The following is a 15,796-nucleotide window of genomic DNA, read 5'->3' on the forward strand; positions in this document are numbered from 1 at the left end:
AACTAGTCTGACTTACTTGGGCAAGCCCCACCTCGGCAGTGCAGCACCACGTCATCAGCTCCTAGTCGGTAGGTCTTCACCACCCGTCCTAAGGTCGCATCGGTAGTGCGTGCTAAAGCGTAGCCGTCTGTCCACTGAGCAGGTGGAAATTGAACTGCCTGTTGCGGATAGCGCAACACATCTAGATACATCACTACATTCAACCCGCTGGCGGTCGAATCATTGCTATACAAGGCGTGTCCCTGAGTGAGCAGTAGTACATCTTGCGCCGTATCAAGGTAGTTCTTACCGCGATAATGATCTTGATAGTAAGGAAACAGCACTGTAAAGAGTAGCGCTTGTAGTCCCAATACGAACAAGATCCAGCGGCGAGAGCGCTCCAGCCAGTCTGGCCCAGCCTGCCACACGATACCGGCCGCAAACAGCGCAAATATAGGGTAAGCCGGAATCAGATAGCGAATGCCGCTTTGTGGTGCCAGCCAGTAGGGAAGAAGCATAAACAACGCCATCCAGCCTCCGGTGTGCAACCAAGCGGGTGCGGAGCGTAACAGTTGAGTGCGTTGGCGGAATAGTAACCATGCTGCTAACCAAGCAACAGGAAAGAGGCCCAACAGGACTTCCAGCGGGTAGGCAACCAACTTGCGCAGATAGTCGAGCAGGCCGATACCGGCCAGCTTGGCAAGAATTTCGTCTGCCATCCGTCCGCCTTGCGCGTGGCCACTCGGCAAGAGTCCATACCAAGCGAAGGGGAAGGAAAATGCCATTAGCAACAGTACGACAGAAAGAGGGTGAAGTAAGAATGCGCGGGCATCTCGTCGGAATAGCAACACGAATATAGCTGTCGCGTAGAACACGTAAGCGGTCTGAGCTTTGGCCAAAAATCCTAAATTGATGGCAATGACGGATACTAACAACAGCCAACGACGATTTTCTTGTGTGGCAACCCACAATGTGGCTACTGCACTGAAGATGAAGAAGCCAAATGTTGGGTCAGCGTAGCCTAGCCAGCCGTGGTAACACAGAACGTCAAAGAAGCTAAGGAAGCTGAGTGCAGAAAGCGCAGCGAGTACACGCTCACGACTTAGATGCCAAACCAGCCAGGCTAGTACGACTCCTGTAGCCAGCGTAGCGATGATCGTTACGATACGCGCAGCGACCAATACCTTCGTCCAACCAAGTAGTTGCGCCACCGGCACCATCAGCCAGTTGAGTAGCGGGTTGTGCAACACGTTGCCACCGTACAAGAGCTGGATGAGCCACACGTTCTGTTGCCACATCTCCAAGGTGCTGATTGGATAGATGGCCTCTTCGCCGACGGGATGAAACGTCAAAGACAACAACATGACGAGACCTCCCAACACATACAGCATCCACAGTTTTCTTGTTTCAAGCATCAATACACTCCTTCGGCAGGCAAGACGATCTTGCCACTTTCCACATGCGCAACATGCTTCCAATAGTCTGCCCAGATTTTACGGTAGCATGGACTCAACGCGTGATGTTGGTCGATAAACTCAGATACTGAGCAAGCGAAACGCTCACTTTGACTGGCATCAAAGATAACGAGCTGCTCGCGCTGCGCCCATGCTCTCAATTCATCTTTGGTATGGTTGAGATATTTACCATATTCAGGATGGCGCAAAAATGCTTGGTCCATGCCGGGCAGCAGTGGCGGCATGAACAGGATTACGCCGCCGCCGCGTTGCTCGGCCTGTCGTGTCAACGCGGCGATACGTTGCAGGATAACGGGATTTGGTGCGCCTCGTGTACGAGTAAGGTTGCCCGCATATTTTGAGCTGGCTACCAGTGCATTGGCTATCAGTGGCGAGGCATCGCCAACGGGGTCGCTATCGGCAAAATTGGCACTGCCATCGAAACGCAAACCGGCACAGCGGCCACGCTTTAAGGTGTCGAAATCGCGCGCCAACGCACCATCTGCACAGCGATATTCATCTCCCGCTGCCTGCAGAAAATACTCTCGGAAAGCACCACGCTTGTTAGATGCCCTTATGATGTCGGCAAAGATCAAGGCTAAGCCCTCGATACGCGGATAGGACATGGCATCTATCAGGCGCTCCCGCATTGTCACTTGCTTCATCGCTTTGGAAGCTAAATCAGGCCGGTCAAGACTAACCACGGGTGGCGTGCCTTCGTCGAAAAGAAAGCCGATCGACCAATCCAATGGCAGAACCAACCAGCGTACTTGCGGCTGTTGATCGAGTATGACCTCGGCCTCGCCGATGGCATTGAGTAAGCCGTGACCATGCTGAGCGTAGTTGTACGGCCGGATAGGGGCAGGAAACATATCCGCGGTGATGGTCTGGGCGGTTGAGGCACCAAAGATCACCGCATTGATATTCGGCAGTTCATCATTCAGCCGCTCCAGTTTGAACAGCGCATCGCTGCCAGAGGTCGGTAGATAGGCGATGCCGTGACTCGTGCGCTGCCACTCGGCGGCGAGTCGGGCTTTGTTGCCGTCATCCATGGTGTAGCGGCCCAGCATTAGGTTGAGCACCAGTACCGGCAGCAGCGAGAGCAGGGCGGCGGTAAGCAGAGTGTAACAATAGCGGCGCGGACTCATCAGAACTGGAAATAAAGGAACGCCGATTGGCGGTTGAGGTTGATGATGGCGGCAAAGCCTAGTCCCCAAAGCAGTAGCGCAGCACTAAGGCTGGGGCGCCATAACAAGCGGTGGGCTGGAGTAGCCACCGGCTCCAGTGCCGGCTTGAAGCTGGCCATGATCTGCTGGGTATTGGGCGCGAACCAGACTACCAACAAGCAGATCCATATCCAATTGATCGCACCGCCGGGAAGTAGGCCATGTTGCGGCGTAAAGCTTGCTCCGTGAGTGGCTAACCAGTCGCCCAAGGCCCCCCACTTGGGCTGCCAATGGTCAGGCAGTTCAAACCCATTGCCGCCGAACATGGCAGATAGTAATACCGTTGCACTATGCAAATCGGTTGCACGGAAGAAGACCCAAGCTACTACCACTGACAGGAAGGTCAGCAGCACAGAGAGTGCGTAAGATAGGTGCGACACAGGCTGGCTAGGGTCTTGCCCGAAGCTGCGACGCAGGGTGTGCCATGCGTGATTGATGACTAAATACAAGCCATGCAGTCCTCCCCAAACGACAAATGTCCAGCCTGCACCATGCCACAGACCACCGAGCAACATGGTAGCGAGCAGATTGAGGTGGCGACGCAGCTTGCCATGACGATTCCCTCCTAGGGGAATATACAAATAGTCGCGCAAGAAGCGAGAGAGGGTCATATGCCAACGTCGCCAAAATTCGATGATGTTCACCGATTTATAGGGCGAGTCGAAGTTTAGCGGCAGAGTTACACCGAACATACGCGAGAGCCCAATGGCCATATCCGAGTAGCCGGAGAAGTCAAAATACAACTGTAAGGTGTAGCAAAATACGCCTCCCCAGGCTTCGACAAACGTTGGGAATACGCCTGCGGCCGGGGCATCGAACACCGGTGCCACATACACGGCAAGCCCATCGGCAATGATCACCTTCTTGAATAAACCGATAATGAAGATGGAGATGCCGACGGCGAGATTCTCGTAATTGAAGCGGTAAGTTGCTGGACGCGCGAATTGCGGCATCATTTCTTTATGATGTAGCACCGGCCCAGCGATCAGATGCGGAAAGTAGGTCACAAACAAGGTGTAGTGGATAAGGTTATATTCCTTTAGCTTGCCTTGATACGTGTCCACCAAAAATGCGATCTGGGTAAAGGTGAAGAATGAGATGCCCAACGGCAGAATGATCTCACCCAGAATAAGCGGAACGTCCACCAGCGAGCCAAGGTTATCCAAAAAGAAATTGGCGTATTTGTAATAGGCGAGCAAAAGCAAATTGGCCGAAATAGCCACTACCAATATGCGCCGTTTTCGTTTCACCTCAGATGCCTTAACGATCCACATCCCGAGGCTATAGTTGCTGAGGATAGATGCAAGAAGCAAAGCGACATAGGCTGGGCTCCACCAGCCGTAAAAACAAAGTGACGCCGTCGCCAACCATCCCGCCGCCCAAATATGGCTGATCTTTGCGATCTGAAAGAACCCTAGCAGCACCAAGGGTAGAAACAGAAAAATAAAGGCGTAGGAATTGAACAGCATGAAGAATCTGAAACAGCAACCTATCGGTTAGTTATTGGTGCACGTTGAGTTGGCGCAGCGGTCGTGCGGCATTTTACCCGAAGCCCCCCGACGTTGCCGCCGAGTATGGGATAATTTGCCGCTCATAAGCGGGATACTCGACCCAAAAGATCATAGGAGCAAGGCTTGAACCGACCCCATATTTCCATCGTCGTTCCAGTTTATAAAGCAGAGGAGTGCCTAGAGGAGTTGTATCGTCGGCTGCGAGCTGTACTGGAGCCGATTTCTCCCGATTTTGAGATCGTGCTCGTCGAGGATTGTGGTGGTGATGGGTCTTGGCAGGTGATCGAGCGACTAGCCGTGCAAGATGCGCGCGTCAAAGGCATTCAGTTCAGTCGTAATTTTGGCCAATATTATGGCATTACCGCTGGTTTGGATTATTGTCTGGGGGATTGGGTGGTTGTGATGGATTGCGACCTCCAGGATCGGCCAGAGGAGATTCCTCATCTGTATAACAAGGCACTGGAGGGTTATGACGTGGTCTTGGCTCGACGAGGCCAACGTCAAGACCGCTGGCATAAGCGGATCACATCTTGGTTATTCTATAAAATATTCGCTTGGTTAGCGGATATCGAGTATGACGGAGAAGTCGGGACCTTCCGCCTGTTGTCGCGCAAGGTCGTACTGAATTACCGCCGCTTCGGTGAACAGCTACGCTACTTTAGTGCACTCGTGCAATGGCTTGGATTCCCGACTGCTTACGTGGACGTTGAGCATGGCGAACGCTTTGCGGGAAAGTCAGCGTACTCTTGGTCTCGGCTGTTTAAGTTGGCTACAGACACTATCATTGCGTTTTCAGACAAGCCGTTGCGCCTTGCCGTACGCTTTGGATTTGCGCTCTCATCGCTGTCTTTCATTTATGGTGTTTACATTCTATATCGAGCAGTCATATACGGTTTTCCCATCGTGGGTTGGAGTAGCCTGTTCGTATCGCTGTATTTCATTGGTGGGGTGATTATTGCCTTGCTTGGGGTCTTGGGGATATATCTGGGTAAGACGTTTGATGAGGCCAAAAAGCGTCCGCTGTACGTAGTGAGTCGCACCACAACCGAGGCCATGGATACGCAAAGCTAAAGTCTGCAAATGCCGCGAGACACTCCCGGTTCGGCTTTGATCTGCAAAACCATCCCGAACGGGTTGGCCGATTGCCCGCATCGCCTGCTGATGTTGGCGCATGATGTAGACAATGTTTTCTGTTACTCTCGCGCCGAAAACCTACTTGGAATGAAGCATGGCGACATATGCAATTGGCGACCTTCAGGGATGCTACGCAGAGCTTCAGAGCTTGCTGGAGCGGATTTGCTTTGACCCTACTCAGGACAAGCTCTGGCTAGTGGGCGACCTAGTCAATCGTGGGCCAGGATCGCTGGAGGTGCTGCGCTTCGTTCGATCATTGGGCGACTCTGCCATCACTGTGCTGGGTAATCACGATTTGCACTTGCTCGCGGTCGCCGCTGGACTGGCTAAACTGCACCGAGGCGATACCTTGGATCAACTCCTTAATGCGCCCGACTGTGACGAGTTGTTACACTGGCTGCGCCAGCAGCGTTTGCTTCATGCCGAAGAGAACTACGTTCTGGTTCACGCTGGCTTGCTACCAAGCTGGACGGTCGAGCAAGCGCGTGGGCTGGCTCACGAAGTCGAGAGCGCTTTACGTAGTGATGACTACGCCGAGTTCTTTGCTCAAATGTATGGTAATGCCCCTATCGCTTGGTCGAGTGAGCTTTCTGGTTACCAACGTTTGCGCGTCATCACCAATGCCTGCACGCGGATGCGCATCTGCACGCCACAGGGTGAGATGGAGTTCAAGTTCAAGGGAGAGGTTAGTAAGATCCCAGCGGGTTATCTGCCATGGTTTGAGGTGCCAGATCGTGCCAGCCGTGATGCCACGATTGTCGTCGGCCACTGGTCGGCACTTGGCTTAAAAGTCACGCCCAATCTCATCGCGCTGGACACAGGTTGTTTGTGGGGCGGTCCAATGACGGCTATTCGCCTCGACGACCGGCGGCTCTTTCAGGTAGGCTGCAACACTCCCGTTGCAAAAGATTGGTAGCGGCTAGTTTCGCCGGAAATGCAGTAGTCGTCCGCGATAGGGGCTACCGTCATGTAGGGGCGTGGCTATCGGCGTCTCGCACAGGGTAAAGCCGGCCAGAGTCATATTCTGGTTGAAGGCGCTACGATTACTACGGTTTGGGTCGATGATGAGTACTTCAGCTTGAGCTGCCGCGTGCAGAAGTATGAACTCCACTAATTGCGCTGGGTGGTCGCGCTCGTACAGTACATCGCTACCGATGATCAGTTCGAACCTACCCAATAATGGATTGCTGCGCCCCCAGTTGCCAATGTGGTATTTCAGTGCGGGCAGGTGATTGAGCTGCAGATTGGCTTGTAGAAAGGCGTTTGTCAGCGGATGGCGGTCGCTCGCGGTGATGTCGCCTAAGCGACGATGGATCACCAAACTAGCCAGCCCTAAACCGCAGCCGATCTCTAATATCCGGCCGGAGCCAAACTCCCAGCCTTGCATCAAATCAGCCATCTTTTGTGCAGAAGGCCAGACTTGACCGAATAACGGCCAACAGGCGGGCGAAATTCCTGCGGCCTCGGCTTCTCCCAGCGGATCATGGAACTGCTGCCGATCCAGCAGTGATCGAACATGCAGATCGTCTCCGCCCACGACCGAAATATCTTGCCACTTCAGCTTATAGCCGAGCATGGCGAAAGGTGGGGCGTTTAATATCTTCGCTTGAATTGCGGAGCGGCCGCAGCGCCGCGTCCTTCGATATGGCGGAACGTAATACGTCCTTTGCTCAAATCGTAAGGGGAAAGTTCCAGCGAAACTTTGTCGCCCATGATGATGCGGATGTGATTTTTGCGCATCTTACCCGCGCTATACGCGATGAGCTGATGGCCGTTTTCCAGCGTGACGCGAAAGCGCGAGTCCGGCAGAACTTCATCCACCACACCATTCATTTCTAGTAATTCTTCTTTAGCCATTTCCACACTCCTTCGGAAGGTCAAAAAGAAAGAGCCCGGCAAGCCGAGCTCTCCGGCAGGGCAGCATGGTTAGCCATGCTAGCCTGTCCGTTTAGTCCGCTGCGCGGATGTTCGATGCTTGCTGACCCTTAGGGCCGGCAGTGATGTCAAAGCTCACGCGCTGACCTTCGGTCAGAGTCTTGAAGCCAGAGCTTTGGATTGCGGAAAAGTGCGCGAACAAGTCATCGCCACCATTTTCTGGAGTGATGAAGCCGAAGCCCTTGGAATCATTGAACCACTTAACTGTACCGTTTGCCATATCTTGAATCTCCTGAAAAACTAATAAAAAGGGACTTGCCCCCGATTGGGACGAAGGTCAAGACGGCAGGGTGATGAAGGGATGAATACCGCAGAAAGCAGGAACTAAACCAGACAGCAACGACAGACTTGAAAATCGCAGGCGCGAACTATGCGCTGTATCTTGTGGAATTGCAAACGAAATTATTGAATTTCACCGCAATCGGCAGAGATTCACGTTTCGGCCGAGGGCAAACGCAGCACATCTACGGCTTTTCCCCACAACCTAGACATGATGCGCGCTGCTGATACGGGATCTCCACTGGTGTAGAAGCGCTCGGTGCCCGTAGGCCGAGCAAGCACCTCTTCTAAATCACTGGATGGTGGCTTGGGCAGTTCGAGGGCGATGCGGCGCTTCAGTTCGCGGGCAACGGCCATGCCGGTGTCGATCAAGGTGATCTTGCTGCCGACGACTTCTCGAATCAGCGGAGCAAGAAAAGGATAATGGGTGCAGCCAAGAATGATGGTATCCGCTCCATTTTTGAGTAAGGGCGCGGTATAGCGCTCGACCAACTGCCGTGCTTCTGTGCTTTGCAGGTCGCCACGCTCCACTACTTCTACCAGTCTAGGGCAGCCTTGCGTGACGATCTTCACGTTGCCGGCATACCTTTCCAGTAGAGCGGCAAAGCGTGCGCTTTCCAGCGTTCCGACGGTGGCTAGTACGCCGACCACGCCGCGCTTGCTGGCGGTGACGGCAGGTTTGACGGCGGGTTCCATGCCGATGATGGGGAGCGCATAGCGGCTGCGCAATCCGCCAGCCGCCGCCGCCGTGGCTGTATTACAGGCGATGACGATGGCTTCTGCGCCTTGCTCAATCAGGAAGCGACTGAGGATGTGCGAGCGGGACTCGATGTACAGCGGCGACTTGTCGCCATAGGGAACGTACGCAGAGTCAGCGACATAAACCAGGTGTGCATCCGGCAAAGCGGCGCGGATATGCTGCAATACCGACAGCCCGCCTACGCCGGAATCAAACACGCCGATGGTTCCAGAGAACGATGTCACGCCCTAGCTCCCGTCACTCCTGCTGCGGCAGGGGTAAGCCAATCAAGCCTCCAGCTGGCTGCGCAGATACTCTTCGTACGTGCCATGGTAATCAGTCACGCCCTTTTCGCTGATTTCGATGATGCGCGTGGCCAGCGAGGAAACGAATTCGCGGTCATGGCTGACGAATACCAGCGTGCCTTTGAACTGATCCAGCGCGGTATTCAGCGACTCGATCGACTCCATGTCCATGTGGTTGGTCGGTTCGTCCATCAGCAACACGTTGTGTTTTTGCAGCATCAGCTTGCCAAACAACATGCGTCCCTTTTCACCGCCAGACAGTACCTTGACGTACTTTTTGGCATCGTCGCCCGAGAATAGCAAGCGTCCCAGAGTGCCGCGCACCACTTGATCGTCGTCGCTAGGGCCGCGCCAGTCGGTCATCCAGTCCATCATCAGCTTGTCTTCGGCGAAGTCGTGGGCATGATCTTGTGCGTAGTAGCCGATCTTCGCCTTATCGGTCCACTTGATGGTGCCGGTGTCGGTGGCCAGATCGCCCGCTAGGCAGCGCAACAGGGTGGTTTTACCGATACCGTTGGGGCCGATGATGGCAACTCGCTCGCCTGCGTCGATGCGAAAATTCACATTCGAGAACAGTACGCGGTCAAAGCCTTTTGCCATATGTTGCACTTCAACGGCGGTGCGATGCAGCTTATCCTTTTCATCATATTCGAAGCGGATGAACGGGTATTGGCGGCTGGAGGGCTTGATGTCTTCGATCTTGATCTTATCAATCTGGCGTGCACGCGAAGTCGCTTGCTTGGCCTTGGAAGCATTCGCGGAGAAGCGCGCCACGAAGGCTTTCAACTCGGCGACTTTTTCTTTGGCCTTGGCGTTGTCGATGGATTGTTGTTCACGCGCTTGAGCGGACGCCATCATGTATTCATCGTAATTGCCCGGATACACGGTGATCTTGCCGTAATCCAGATCCGCCATGTGGGTGCACACGCTATTCAAGAAATGGCGATCGTGGGAGATGATGACCATCGTGCTGTTGCGCGCGTTGAGGATGTCTTCCAGCCAGCGGATGGTGTTGATGTCCAAGTTGTTGGTCGGCTCGTCTAGCAGCAGGATGTCTGGGTTAGCGAACAGCGCCTGCGCCAGCAACACGCGCAGCTTGAAGCCGGGCGCGACTTCGCGCATCGGGCCGTGGTGCAGGCCGATGGGAATGCCCACGCCCAGCAGCAACTCGCCGGCACGTGCTTCGGCTGTATAGCCATCGAACTCCGCAAACACGGCCTCCAGATCGGCGGCTCGCATGTAATCTTCTTCGGTCGCATCAGGATTGGCGTAAAGCGCGTCACGCTCGGACATGGCCTCCCACATCTCGGCGTGTCCCATCATCACCACATCGAGTACGCGGTTGTCTTCATAAGCGAATTGGTCTTGGCGCAATTTACCAAGGCGCTCGCCACGGTCCAGCATCACCTCGCCGGAGGTTTGCTCCAAGTCGCGCCCGAGAATCTTCATGAACGTAGATTTGCCGCAGCCATTGGCGCCGATCAGGCCATAGCGGTTGCCGTCGCCGAACTTGACAGATACGTTTTCAAACAGTGGCTTAGCGCCAAACTGCATGGTGATATTGGCAGTAGAAAGCATGATAGCTACAGAATCCGGTGAAAAAACTGCGCGATTCTACCACTCGATGCGCCCCCCAGCGTTTTCAACCACATCCAAGACTGGAGATGTTGACGCTTCCAACACCGATAGCCCCTCGGAATCAGCTAGAATGACCCCCTCTGATTCCGCTCCAAATCCTATGGTTCCCCATCTCACCACTGCTCTGAACGGCCCGTTACTCGATCTTGAGCAGCGCATCCTCAACGCCCAGCCTGCCATCGAACATTGGTTCCGAACCCAGTGGCAGGAACACACTATTCCGTTCTATGCCTCGGTGGATCTACGCAATGCCGGATTCAAGTTGGCTCCGGTCGATACCAACCTATTTCCCGGTGGCTTCAATAATCTGAATTCCGACTTTTTGCCGCTATGTGTGCAGGCAGCACAAAGTGCTATCGAGAAGATCTGCCCCGAAGCGCGCGGCGTTTTGCTGGTGCCGGAGAATCACACGCGCAACCAGTTCTATCTGCAAAATGTGGCGCGCCTCGCATTGATCTTGAAGCAAGCCGGCCTGAAAGTGCGTATCGGCAGCTTACTGCCGGAGATCACGGCTGCGACCACATTGACGCTGTCGAATGGGGCGACCTTGACGTTAGAGCCACTATTACGCAAGGGGAATCGCTTGGTGGTCGAGGGCTTCGATCCCTGCGTTATTTTGCTCAACAATGATTTGTCTGCGGGCGTGCCCGAGGTTTTGCAAAATCTGGAGCAGTCCGTGCTCCCGCCACTGCAAGCAGGTTGGACGACGCGTCGAAAGTCACAACACTTCGCAGCTTACGACCGCGTCGCTAATGAGTTCGCCCAAATCATCGGCATCGATCCTTGGCTCATCAATCCCTATTTCGCCCGTTGCGGCGAAGTGGATTTTCAGGCGCAAACCGGCGAAGAATGCTTAGTGGCGCAAGTTGATAGCGTACTGCAAAAGATACGCGCCAAATACGCCGAGTACGGCGTCAAGGACGAGCCTTTCGTCATTGTCAAAGCGGATGCAGGCACCTATGGCATGGGCATCATGACGGTGAAAGATGCCAACGAAGTGCGTGGTTTGAACCGAAAACAGCGCAACAAAATGGCGGTGGTCAAGGAAGGCTTGCAGGTGCACGATGTGTTGGTGCAAGAAGGTGTTTACACGTTTGAGCATATCAACGAGGCCGTCGCTGAGCCCGTGGTCTATATGGTCGATCACTACGTGGTCGGCGGTTTCTACCGCGTCCACACGGGGCGCGGCGTGGATGAGAACCTCAACGCTCCGGGGATGCACTTCGTGCCGCTCGCCTTCGAGACGTGCTGCTCCCTACCTAATCCTGATTGCGCACCGGACGATACGCCGAATCGCTTCTACGCCTATGGTGTTGTGGCACGGTTGGCGCTGCTGGCAGCAGCCGTGGAGCTCGAAGAGATGGCGGGGTAATGCTCGCCGTGGCTCGCTATCTTGGTGGTTTATTGCTCGCCCTTTTGCTGACGGCGTGCGGCAAAGAGTTACTTTACCAAGAGCAGGGCTATGTCTTCGGCACGCTGGTGGAAGTCACCGTCTATGGCGAGGAAGACGCGAAGTCCAAAGCTGCCGTTGCCACCGTAATGCACGAGTTCCAGCGTCTGCACGATTTACTGCACGCGTGGAAACCTAGCCCCTTGAGCGAACTGAACGCGGCGTTGGCATCCGGCGCTGGCTATCAAGTCACGCAAGAGCTGGCGGCGATGTTGCAAGAGGCCAGCGCACTATCGCAACAATCAGGCGGCTTGTTCAATCCAGGCATCGGTGGCCTAGTCAAGCTGTGGGGGTTCCAGGCCGATGAGTTCAAGGCGGTGCTTCCCGATGAGCAGCAAGTATCAGCCTTGGTGGCCGCGAATCCTCAGATGGGTGACCTGACATTGACTCCTGCCTCGGCAAGCGCCAACGTCACCGTGAGCAGCCGCAATCCCTCCATTCAATTCGATCTCGGCGGTTATGCCAAAGGCTATGCCCTTGACCGCGCGGTGAGTTTGCTCAAACAGCAAGGTATCCACAACGCGCTGGTCAACATCGGCGGCAACGTGATGGCGCTGGGGCAGCACGGTTCGCGTCCGTGGCGCGTTGGCATCCAGCATCCGCGCAAGCCCGCGCCGATTGCTACGCTGGAATTGCATGATGGCGAAGCCATCGGTACGTCGGGCGACTACCAGCGCTATTTTGAGTTAGGTGGCAACCGCTATTGCCATCTGATCGACCCTCGCAGCGGACATCCCGCACAAGGTGTCCAAGCCGTTACCATCCTGACCCACGGCGCGCGCGCGGGTGTGCTGTCCGACTCGGCCTCCAAGCCGTTGTTTATCGCTGGGGCAGCTGGGTGGCTGGCAGCCGCGCAACAGATGGGCTTAAACGAAGTCATGCTGATCGATCACGACGGCCATGTTCAGCTCACCGCCACGATGCAGAAACGGCTAGAATTCAGCGATAAAAATACCGTGCGCAAGATTGCACCTCACTAAGGAAGGAATATGGTTGGAATTCTGCTAGTGACACACAACGGGCTGGGCAACAGTCTGCTGGATTGCGTGCGCCATGTGCTGCGCACTTTACCGCCACATTTACGTTCGCTGTCCGTGCAAGAGGATGACGATCCCTCACAAAAGGAAGCCGAAGGCCGCGCCTTGATCGCCGAGCTAGATCAGGGCGATGGTGTGCTAATACTGACCGATATGTTCGGTGCTACACCTAGCAACATCGGGCGTCGCCTGTGTCTATCGGATCGGGTGATGGGCGTGGCTGGCGTCAATCTGCCCATGTTGCTGCGCATCAGTTGCTGCTGTGACAAGCCTCTCGGTGAGATGGCGCAACGCGCGCTGGAAGGCGGACGCGAATGTATCGTTTATATGGACTCGGAAAATCACCATGTTGCTACAGGATGCCTTGATCATTAACAAACTCGGGCTGCATGCCCGAGCCTCTGCCAAGCTAACGCAACTCGCCTCACAATTTCCCTGCGAAGTGTGGCTGTCGCGCAACAACCGCCGCATCAACGCCAAAAGCATCATGGGCGTGATGATGCTGGCCGCCGCCAAAGGCAGCACTATTGCCATCGAAACCAACGGCGAGCGCGAACAGGAGGCGATGGATGCTCTACTTGCGCTGATCAACGATTTTTTCGGAGAAGGCGAGTGAGCTTCACCTTACACGGCATCGCGGTTTCCAGCGGCATCGCTATCGGCCATGCCCATCTGATTTCGCATACCTCTCTGGAGGTGGCGCACTATGTTTTGCCCAAGGCCTTCGTTTCCGAGGAGATCGCTCGGCTAGATGCGGCGCTGCAAGCCACGCGCGAGGAGCTAGACAATCTGCGTACCAGTCGCCCCAGCCAAGTCGCGGCAGAATTCGATGCCTTCTTGGATTTGCACTTGATGTTGCTCGACGATGAGCACATTAGCCATGCCGCACGAAGCATGATCGAACGCGAGCAGTGTAATGCCGAGTGGGCGCTCAAAGTACAGATGGACGCCTTGGTCATCCAGTTCGAAGCATTCGAAGATGCCTACTTGCGCGAACGCAAGAGCGATGTGGTACAAGTAGTTGAGCGCGTGCTCAAAAGCTTGTCTGGGCAACCTGGCCATGTCCCGCCGCCCGCCAGTCACGGCCTGAGCACCATCCTGATCGCACACGATCTGTCGCCCGCCGACCTGATTCAGTATAAGTCACATCAATTTGCCGCGTTCCTCACCGATCTAGGGGGCGCAACTTCGCACACTGCCATTGTTGCGCGTGGCTTGAACACCCCCTGCGTAGTTGGCCTTCATCATGCCCGCGAGCTGATCCGTGAAGATGATCTGATCGTGGTCGATGGTGATCAAGGCGTAGTCATCGTCAATCCCGACCGAAATATTTCGGCAGAATATCGACTGCGTCAAAGCCAGTGGGAACTGGAACGCAAGAAACTGAAGCGGCTGCGCTCAACTCGTGCCAACACCCTCGACGGCACCACTATCGAGTTGCAGGCTAACATCGAGATGCCGCATGACGTGCCTGAAGCCAAGGAGAACGGAGCCACTGGCGTCGGCCTGTTCCGCAGCGAATTCCTGTTCCTTAACCGTGACAGCCTGCCCGGCGAAGAAGAGCAATTCGAAGCCTATCGTGCCGTCGCCGAAGGCATGGACGGTTTGCCGGTCACCATCCGTACCTTTGACTTGGGGGCGGACAAGCAGATCAAGGGAGCCGAGCGAGTCGCCAGCAATCCGGCGCTGGGATTACGTGCCATCCGCCTGTGTCTCGCCGAGCCGCAGCTGTTCCAAACCCAGTTGCGTGCGCTGCTGCGCGCCTCAGTCTATGGCAACGTGAAGATTCTGGTACCTATGCTCTCCAGCATCTCGGAGATCAACCAGACGCTCCAGTTCATCGAGATGACCAAGCGCCAACTCGATGATCAAGGGATTCCGTTCAATCGTACCGTTCCCATCGGCGGCATGATCGAGATCCCCGCTGCCGCGCTGGCGCTCAACGTCTTCGTCAAAAAGCTAGACTTTCTCTCCATTGGCACCAATGATTTGATTCAGTACACGCTGGCGATCGACCGCACTGACGAAGAGGTGGCACATCTGTACGATCCGCTGCATCCGGCTATTCTGTACTTGCTGGCACACATCATCGGCACCGCGAACAAGGCGGGTGTGCCGATTTCGGTCTGCGGTGAAATGGCCGGTGAGCTGTCTTACACACGCTTGTTGCTCGGCTTTGGTCTGCGTCAGTTCTCGATGCAAGCCGGCCAACTGCTCGGCGTCAAACAGCGCGTACTCACCACCAGCGTGCCTGACATCGTGCCACTGGTGCAAAAGATCCTACGTTCGGATGATCCGCTGAAGATCCGCGACCTGCTGAACAAGCTGAATTCTCTATAAACCATGAAAATCGCTACCTGGAATGTGAACTCCCTCAAGGTGCGTCTGCCGCATTTGCTGGACTGGATGGCGGCGACGCAGCCCGATGTCGTGTGCCTGCAAGAGACCAAGACCGAGGATAAGAACTTCCCGTTGGCAGAGTTGCAGCAGGCGGGCTATCACGTGGTATTCAGCGGACAGAAAACCTACAACGGTGTAGCGATCCTCGCTAAATCTGAGCTCTCCGATGTGCAGATGGGCATTCCCAATTTCGATGATGAGCAAAGGCGCGTGATTGCTGCCACCGTGGATGGTTTGCGCATCGTGTGTGTCTATATCCCCAACGGTCAGAGCCTAGATTCCGACAAGTATCAGTACAAATTACGCTGGCTGGAAGCGCTTACTCACTGGCTACGCGATGAGATGTCTCGCCACCCTAAGCTAGCCTTGCTGGGCGACTACAACATCGCGCCGGATGACCGCGATCTGTACGACCCAGAGGGCTGGGCGGGCAATATCTTGGTGAGTGAACCTGAACGCGCAGCGTTCTACCGGCTGGAAGGGCTGGGACTGAAGGACAGCTTCCGCCTGTTCGAGCAGCCGGAGAAATCCTATTCTTGGTGGGATTACCGCATGATGGCTTTCCGCCGTAACATGGGGCTGCGCATTGATCATATCCTGCTCTCTGTCCCGCTGGTAGCCGGTTGTACTTCCTGCACCATCGACCGCGCGCCACGCAAGCTTGAGCGCCCTTCTGATCACACGCCTGTCATCGCGGAGCTAAGCTGAG

At 55.2% G+C, this 15,796-nt stretch carries 16 protein-coding genes; 8 read left to right on the forward strand and 8 right to left on the reverse strand.

All coding sequences use genetic code 11. The features are described from left to right. Positions 1 to 2 precede the first annotated feature (2 nt). From OYT1_RS00070 to OYT1_RS00080, 3 genes are read right to left on the reverse strand one after another with little or no spacing between them, the layout of a single operon-like run. A complete protein-coding gene (locus OYT1_RS00070; RefSeq protein ID WP_062627263.1) occupies positions 3 to 1,394 on the reverse strand; it encodes an ArnT family glycosyltransferase in 1,392 nt (463 codons plus the stop codon). Further along, the gene (locus OYT1_RS00075; protein ID WP_062627262.1) at positions 1,394 to 2,581 is read right to left on the reverse strand and encodes a hypothetical protein; all 1,188 of its coding nucleotides are present in this window, start codon (positions 2,579 to 2,581) and stop codon (positions 1,394 to 1,396) included. The genes OYT1_RS00070 and OYT1_RS00075 overlap by 1 nt, the downstream gene beginning before the upstream one ends. Further along, the gene (locus OYT1_RS00080; RefSeq protein ID WP_062627261.1) at positions 2,581 to 4,128 is read right to left on the reverse strand and encodes an MBOAT family O-acyltransferase; all 1,548 of its coding nucleotides are present in this window, start codon (positions 4,126 to 4,128) and stop codon (positions 2,581 to 2,583) included. Before OYT1_RS00080 ends, OYT1_RS00075 begins: the two co-directional genes overlap by 1 nt. Positions 4,129 to 4,293: 165 nt before the next feature. Here OYT1_RS00080 and OYT1_RS00085 point away from each other — a divergent pair, with 165 nt between their 5' ends. Both OYT1_RS00085 and OYT1_RS00090 read left to right on the forward strand, forming a co-directional pair. Further along, on the forward strand, positions 4,294 to 5,241 hold the full coding sequence (locus OYT1_RS00085) for a glycosyltransferase family 2 protein (protein ID WP_084612040.1): 948 nt from the start codon (positions 4,294 to 4,296) through the stop codon (positions 5,239 to 5,241). Between the two features lie 157 nt (positions 5,242 to 5,398). After that, a complete protein-coding gene (locus OYT1_RS00090) occupies positions 5,399 to 6,220 on the forward strand; it encodes a symmetrical bis(5'-nucleosyl)-tetraphosphatase (protein ID WP_062627260.1) in 822 nt (273 codons plus the stop codon). A 3-nt stretch (positions 6,221 to 6,223) separates the two neighbouring features. Here the strand turns inward: OYT1_RS00090 and OYT1_RS00095 are convergent, their stop codons facing one another. The 5 genes from OYT1_RS00095 to OYT1_RS00115 form a co-directional block, all read right to left on the reverse strand. Continuing rightward, positions 6,224 to 6,880 (reverse strand): class I SAM-dependent methyltransferase, encoded by a 657-nt coding sequence (locus tag OYT1_RS00095; RefSeq protein WP_062627259.1) that lies wholly within the window; start codon positions 6,878 to 6,880, stop codon positions 6,224 to 6,226. Positions 6,881 to 6,897: 17 nt separating this feature from the next. Then, positions 6,898 to 7,161, reverse strand: coding sequence for a translation initiation factor IF-1 (gene infA / locus OYT1_RS00100; protein WP_062627258.1), 264 nt, complete (start codon positions 7,159 to 7,161; stop codon positions 6,898 to 6,900). Positions 7,162 to 7,252: 91 nt separating this feature from the next. Further along, positions 7,253 to 7,459, reverse strand: a complete 207-nt coding sequence (locus OYT1_RS00105) for a cold-shock protein (RefSeq protein WP_062627257.1) — start codon at positions 7,457 to 7,459, stop codon at positions 7,253 to 7,255. Positions 7,460 to 7,671: 212 nt separating this feature from the next. Continuing rightward, positions 7,672 to 8,502, reverse strand: a complete 831-nt coding sequence (gene murI, locus OYT1_RS00110) for a glutamate racemase (protein ID WP_062627256.1) — start codon at positions 8,500 to 8,502, stop codon at positions 7,672 to 7,674. Between the two features lie 42 nt (positions 8,503 to 8,544). Beyond that, positions 8,545 to 10,140, reverse strand: coding sequence for an ABC-F family ATPase (locus OYT1_RS00115; RefSeq protein WP_062627255.1), 1,596 nt, complete (start codon positions 10,138 to 10,140; stop codon positions 8,545 to 8,547). Between the two features lie 160 nt (positions 10,141 to 10,300). Between OYT1_RS00115 and gshA the strand changes: the two genes are divergently transcribed. From gshA to xth, 6 genes are read left to right on the forward strand one after another with little or no spacing between them, the layout of a single operon-like run. Further along, positions 10,301 to 11,572 carry a glutamate--cysteine ligase gene (gene gshA / locus OYT1_RS00120; RefSeq protein WP_062627254.1) on the forward strand — a complete coding sequence of 424 codons (1,272 nt, stop codon included), beginning with the start codon at positions 10,301 to 10,303 and terminating at the stop codon, positions 11,570 to 11,572. Continuing rightward, positions 11,572 to 12,630 carry an FAD:protein FMN transferase gene (locus OYT1_RS00125; RefSeq protein WP_062627253.1) on the forward strand — a complete coding sequence of 353 codons (1,059 nt, stop codon included), beginning with the start codon at positions 11,572 to 11,574 and terminating at the stop codon, positions 12,628 to 12,630. The genes gshA and OYT1_RS00125 overlap by 1 nt, the downstream gene beginning before the upstream one ends. Positions 12,631 to 12,639: 9 nt before the next feature. Then, positions 12,640 to 13,062, forward strand: a complete 423-nt coding sequence (locus OYT1_RS00130; RefSeq protein ID WP_062627252.1) for a PTS sugar transporter subunit IIA — start codon at positions 12,640 to 12,642, stop codon at positions 13,060 to 13,062. Continuing rightward, positions 13,034 to 13,303, forward strand: a complete 270-nt coding sequence (locus OYT1_RS00135) for an HPr family phosphocarrier protein (RefSeq protein WP_062627251.1) — start codon at positions 13,034 to 13,036, stop codon at positions 13,301 to 13,303. Before OYT1_RS00130 ends, OYT1_RS00135 begins: the two co-directional genes overlap by 29 nt. Next, positions 13,300 to 15,027, forward strand: coding sequence for a phosphoenolpyruvate--protein phosphotransferase (ptsP, locus tag OYT1_RS00140; RefSeq protein WP_062627250.1), 1,728 nt, complete (start codon positions 13,300 to 13,302; stop codon positions 15,025 to 15,027). The genes OYT1_RS00135 and ptsP overlap by 4 nt, the downstream gene beginning before the upstream one ends. A 3-nt stretch (positions 15,028 to 15,030) precedes the next feature. Further along, the gene (xth, locus tag OYT1_RS00145; protein WP_062627249.1) at positions 15,031 to 15,795 is read left to right on the forward strand and encodes an exodeoxyribonuclease III; all 765 of its coding nucleotides are present in this window, start codon (positions 15,031 to 15,033) and stop codon (positions 15,793 to 15,795) included. Position 15,796 lies beyond the last annotated feature (1 nt).

Origin of the sequence: Ferriphaselus amnicola (assembly GCF_000974685.2) — a bacterium.
GTDB lineage: Bacteria > Pseudomonadota > Gammaproteobacteria > Burkholderiales > Gallionellaceae > Ferriphaselus > Ferriphaselus amnicola.